At 69.1% G+C, this 4,807-nt stretch carries 7 protein-coding genes and 1 tRNA gene; 4 read left to right on the top strand and 4 right to left on the bottom strand.

Annotation, left to right across the window (positions count from 1 at the left end):
- Positions 1 to 115 precede the first annotated feature (115 nt).
- From QZV72_RS12680 to QZV72_RS12665, 4 genes are all read left to right on the top strand, one after another.
- Positions 116 to 1,141, top strand: a complete 1,026-nt coding sequence (locus QZV72_RS12680; RefSeq protein WP_297008944.1) for an ABC transporter substrate-binding protein — start codon at positions 116 to 118, stop codon at positions 1,139 to 1,141.
- A 299-nt stretch (positions 1,142 to 1,440) separates the two neighbouring features.
- Positions 1,441 to 2,268 (top strand): mycolate reductase, encoded by an 828-nt coding sequence (cmrA, locus tag QZV72_RS12675; RefSeq protein WP_297008945.1) that lies wholly within the window; start codon positions 1,441 to 1,443, stop codon positions 2,266 to 2,268.
- A 40-nt stretch (positions 2,269 to 2,308) separates the two neighbouring features.
- Positions 2,309 to 2,938, top strand: a complete 630-nt coding sequence (gene orn / locus QZV72_RS12670; RefSeq protein WP_297008943.1) for an oligoribonuclease — start codon at positions 2,309 to 2,311, stop codon at positions 2,936 to 2,938.
- 175 nt (positions 2,939 to 3,113) lie between these two features.
- Positions 3,114 to 3,189, top strand: a tRNA-His gene (locus QZV72_RS12665).
- Between the two features lie 54 nt (positions 3,190 to 3,243).
- Here the strand turns inward: QZV72_RS12665 and QZV72_RS12660 are convergent.
- The 4 genes from QZV72_RS12660 to QZV72_RS12645 all read right to left on the bottom strand — a co-directional run.
- Positions 3,244 to 3,378 carry a hypothetical protein gene (locus tag QZV72_RS12660; protein ID WP_297008942.1) on the bottom strand — a complete coding sequence of 45 codons (135 nt, stop codon included), beginning with the start codon at positions 3,376 to 3,378 and terminating at the stop codon, positions 3,244 to 3,246.
- A 39-nt stretch (positions 3,379 to 3,417) separates the two neighbouring features.
- Entirely contained in the window at positions 3,418 to 3,651 is a 234-nt protein-coding gene (locus QZV72_RS12655) for a hypothetical protein (protein ID WP_297008941.1), read from the bottom strand.
- Positions 3,652 to 3,840: 189 nt separating this feature from the next.
- The gene (locus QZV72_RS12650; protein WP_297008940.1) at positions 3,841 to 4,206 is read right to left on the bottom strand and encodes a CHY zinc finger protein; all 366 of its coding nucleotides are present in this window, start codon (positions 4,204 to 4,206) and stop codon (positions 3,841 to 3,843) included.
- Positions 4,196 to 4,807, bottom strand: a 612-nt coding sequence (locus QZV72_RS12645) for a zinc-binding alcohol dehydrogenase family protein (protein ID WP_297008939.1), incomplete at its 5' end; no start/stop codon positions are given. The genes QZV72_RS12650 and QZV72_RS12645, both read right to left, overlap by 11 nt.

Genomic DNA, 4,807 nt, shown 5'->3' with positions numbered 1-4,807 from the left:
TCTTCCTCGCCGACGGGAGGATCCTCGAGGAGGGACGCCCCGCCGACGTGCTCGACCATCCCGCCCATGAGCGCACCGCCCGATTCATCGACAGCATCCTGTGAGAGGAAACCCCATGACAACGTTCAGTACCAGGCAGTGGACCGTCCTCGGCGGTGGCGTCCTCGCGGTCGCACTCGTCGCAGGCGGTGTCGCCTACGCCGCCACCCGTTCCGACGACGCCACCGGATCCGGGACGGCCGCGACGGCCGCGACGCCGGCGGGTCCCGGCTTCGACATCAGCTCAGGCAACGCGCGCGACCGGCCGCGGATCGACCCGGTGCCCGAGGCGGTGGACCAGCTCGTCGACAGCGGTTTCCACCCGGTCACCCCGGGGACGCTCACCGTGGCGTCCAACCTGGGTGCCGCACCGCTGGGCATCTTCGCCGACGACGACAACACCACACCCCTCGGCAGTGAGATCGATGTCGCGCAGCTGATTGCGGACGGGCTGGACCTGAAGCTCAAGGTGGTGCCGGTGAGCTGGGCGGACTGGCCGCTGGGGGTGTCCTCCGGCAAGTACGACCTGGTGACCTCGAACGTCACCGTCACCGAAGAGCGCCTCGACATCCTCGACTTCGCCACCTACCGTCAGGATCTCCTGGGCTTCTACGTGAAGGCCGGCTCGGACCTCGACGGCCGGCAGATCACCGACGCCGACGGCATCAGCGGGTTGACGGTCGCGGTGTCCTCCGGCACGAACCAGGAACAGGTGCTGCTGAGGTGGAACGACGACCTCGCGTCCCGGGGGAAGGAGCCGGCGAAGCTGGTGTACTTCGACGACACCGCCGCAGCCCAACTCGCCCTGTCCTCCGGACGGATCGACGCGACCTTCGGGCCCAACGCCCAGGGGGCGTACTCGGCGGAGAACACCGGTGAGACGGTCCTGGCGGGCATCGTCCCCGGCGGCTGGCCGAGAGCCGCGGACATCGGTGCGGCCACGAAGAAGGACAACGGGCTGGTGGAACCCGTCGCGACGGTACTGCGCGCGACGCGGACCGACGAAACGGGTCACGCCTACGACGAGGTACTCGACCGGTGGGGCCTCCGGGACGAGGCTGTCGACGAGGTCCGCGTCAACCCGCCGGGCCTGCCGAGGTAGCCGGCGCCGGTCACCGCCCGGAGACAGGTGCGGCGCCACGGGGGTCCGGGGTTCCGGGGGTCCGGGGTTCCGGGGGTCCGGGGGTCCGGGGGTCCGGTGACGCGGTCCGCGGTGCCCGCGATGTCCCCGACGGGTCACGGGTAACCTCCGGGGACGTCCGACGGTAGCCTTGACGAGTGCCGCCGGGACATCCCGGGGCGTCACCCGGACGCTGTCCGTCGGCGTCCCCGGGAGCCACGGCCCGGTGCCCGACCGATAGTCCACCGATCCAGGAGTCCGTGTTGTTCCGACGCGAGTCGTTGTTCCGACGCAAGTTTCCCGCCCTTCCCGCGCCAGGCCCCGACCGTGTCGCCGTGGTGACCGGGGCGTCCTCCGGCATCGGCCGGGCCGTCGCCTACGAGCTGGGGCGCCGTGGTCACAACCTGCTGCTCGTCGCCCGCACCCCGGGGCCCATGGAGGAGATCCGGGACACACTGGCCGCCGAGGGGCGGGGGGTCACCGTCGAGATCCGCCCCTGTGATCTGGCGGACCGTGAGGCCCGCGGCGTCCTCATCGGGGAGCTCACGGGCAGGGACGTGAGCATCCTCGTCAACTCCGCCGGGGTGGCCACCTTCGGCCAGTTCCGCAGGCTCGACCCCGGCTACGAGCGCACCCAGTTCGAGCTCAACGCCACCGCCGTCTTCGAGCTCACCGCCGCAGTCATCCCGGGCATGGTGGCCGGCGGGGACGCCGGCATCGTCAACGTCGGCTCGGTCGCCGGCAACGCCGCGATCCCCAACAACGCCACCTACGTGGGCACGAAAGCCATGGTCAACACCTTCACCGAGGCACTGCACTACGAGCTGAAGGGCACCGGTGTGCGCTGCACCCTGCTCGCCCCCGGCCCGGTGCGCGAAGAGGTCAAGGAGGACGCCGCGCGTACCATCGTGGACCGTGCCACCCCGGACTTCGTGTGGACGACCTACCCGGACTGCGCGACCGAGACGCTCGACGCGCTGGCCGCCAACAGGCTCCGGGTCGTCCCCGGCGGACTGTCGAAGGTCGCCAACGCGCTGTCGACGTATCTGCCACGACGTCTCACCGCCCCACTGATGGGCAGGGCCTACGCGAGGATGGCCGACGAGTGACGGCGTACCGGTGGCAGCCGACAAGGAGAGAGAAGAAGCAATGACACCGAACCAGATCGCCAAGATCGACCGCCTCGTGTGGGTGGACTGCGAGATGACCGGGCTGGACACGTCCCGGCACGTGCTCGTGGAGATCGCCGTCGTCGTCACCGACGCCGAACTGAAGCCCCTCGACGAGGGCATCGACATCGTCATCCACGCCACCGAGGACGAACTGGCGCAGATGGACGACTTCGTGACGAAGATGCACGGTTCCTCCGGCCTCACCGAGGAGATCCGCTCCTCGACCGTGTCCGTGGCCGAGGCCGAGGCGCAGGTCGTGGAGTACATCAAGCGGTTCGTGGCGTCCCCCGGCGTGGCGCCGCTGTGCGGCAACTCCATCGCCTCGGACCGGAAGTTCATCGCGAAGTACATGCCCGACCTGGACAATTTCCTGCACTACCGGATGATCGACGTCTCCTCGATCAAGGAGCTCACCCGCCGCTGGTACCCGCGGGTGTACAGCGGCCAGCCGGCGAAGGGCATGCAGCACCGGGCGCTGGCTGACATACTGGAGTCCGTCCGGGAGCTCGACTACTACCGGCGGGCGGCTTTCGTCGCCGAGGCTCCGGACCAGGACGCGGTGGACGCCGCGGCCGCCGCGGCGGTGGCGGCGACACCGATCGTGTAGCGGCTGCGCGGCCGACAGGTGCAGGTGTACGGCTGGTGGGTATGCGGCCGGCGAGGGTGCGGCCGGCGGGCCAGGAACCTCGGCACAGCAACGGTGACCGCAGGTAGATACCACCTTTTGGTCGGAATGACGGCGGTGGTCTAGTATGAGTCCCGCTGCTTCAAGAGCGGCGATGGTGGCTGTAGTTCAGCTGGTAGAGCACCAGGTTGTGATCCTGGGTGTCGCGGGTTCGAGCCCCGTCAGCCACCCCAAGCATTCGGAACCCCGGCTCCTTCTTCGTAAGGGACCGGGGTTCCGTGCATACGTCACCACTGCACCTCCACGGGCTGCGTCTCCCCGGTCTCGTGGCTCCACCGGTGGACGCGGAGAGCGTCCGGGAGGATGCGTCCGAGCTGCTCCTCTGCCATGATCACCGCCGCCTCGTCCACCGGGAAGGCCATGGGCGCGTCCTCTCGTCGTCCGCATCGGAGTCGATGACATTACGCAGGGTAGTCCAGGGTGACGGGTACGTCGTCCCGGTCAGGTCCCCCGTCGCCGATCTCCACTGCGCTCCAACCGACACCGGAATCATCCCACTCCGCCAGCGTCATAAGCAGGCTGTGAGCGGCGGCGTCGTACCAGCCGTTGGTGAACATTTCGACGTCCAGAACCGGTTCACCGGCGTCAACCCGCGCCCTGATCTCGGACAGTCCGAGAACTGTGTCGCGCTTCACCGATATGAGGACGGGCGGCGTCAGCGTGTCGGGATGGAGTCGAACCCGCAGGCGTGTGGACATGGCGCCAGCGTGGCGGCTCCCTGGCGCCAGGGGCCGCAACAGCTCCACCGCGGCGGTGGTCAGTACGCCAAATTCCACCCCACCGTGGTCAACCCAGGTGTGCGTCGCCTGGTTGGTTTCCCCGGATCACTCCACCTTGTCGACGCACACCTGGAAATAGATGTGGGAGTGCAGGGCGCAGCCGGGATTGAAGGGCGCTGCACAGTGGGGGCACGTCGGGCCGGATGACGCACAAGGCACAGTTGACGCCCCGTAAAGGTCGAGGTACTCCCCCACGCTCAGCCACGATCCGCAGGCGCGGCACAGCACGGCGTCCACTGCCAGGTCCGCCGACGTCGCCGTGGGCCACGGCGTCACCTGATGGCCCTCCGCCTCGTCATGGCAGTGCAGGCAGGGGTAGGTGTGTCCGCAGCAGTGGAACCGGATCGCCACGACATCCAGCGGTGAGTGCCAGTGCGCGCATCCCACGCCGCCGACCAGATCAGAAGTCATTGACCAGCACCGCCGCCCCGTCGAAGCGTCCCGCCCTGAGGTCACGCAGCGCGTCCAGACCCCTGCTCATCGGGTACCCGTGCGTCGTCGCGCGGATCCCGTGCTTTCCGACCATCTCAAGGAACTCGCGTCCCTGCTCCCGCGTGTTCGAGGTGACCGAGCGGATCTCCTTCTCGTAGAACAGCTCGTCCTCGTAGTTCAGCGGCGGGGTGTCCGACAGGTGGATCCCGGCGATCGAGAGGACGCCACCCCGGTCCAGGGCGCGCATCGCAACCGGGACGATGTCTCCGACCGGGGCGAAGAGGATCGCGGCGTCCAACGGTTCCGGCGGCATGTCGTATGCGCCGGCGGCCGAGGAGCAGCCCAGGGACAGTGCCAGGTCCTGCGCTGCCTTGTCCCTGGTCAGGACGTGGACGCGGGCACCGGCGGCCAGGGCCAGCTGGGCGCACAGGTGGGCCGACCCGCCGAAACCGTAGAGCCCCAGGCGGGCAGGCTGGTCCGGGGTGGATTCCGGCAGCCCGGCGCGTTGCAGGGCGTGGTAGCCGATGATGCCGGCGCAGAGCATCGGTGAGAGCGCGGTATCGGACGCCGTACCTGACGC

It is taken from the genome of uncultured Corynebacterium sp., assembly GCF_902782855.1.
Classification (GTDB): Bacteria; Actinomycetota; Actinomycetes; order Mycobacteriales; family Mycobacteriaceae; genus Corynebacterium.
This window is presented reverse-complemented; position numbering and strand designations above follow the sequence as displayed.

Coding starts and splice junctions, on each gene's coding strand:
- QZV72_RS12680 (WP_297008944.1), top strand. CDS start 116: ATGACAACGTTCAGTACCAGGCAGTGGACCGTCCTCGGCGGTGGCGTC.
- orn (WP_297008943.1), top strand. CDS start 2,309: ATGACACCGAACCAGATCGCCAAGATCGACCGCCTCGTGTGGGTGGAC.
- QZV72_RS12660 (WP_297008942.1), bottom strand. CDS start 3,378: ATGGCCTTCCCGGTGGACGAGGCGGCGGTGATCATGGCAGAGGAGCAG.
- QZV72_RS12650 (WP_297008940.1), bottom strand. CDS start 4,206: ATGACTTCTGATCTGGTCGGCGGCGTGGGATGCGCGCACTGGCACTCA.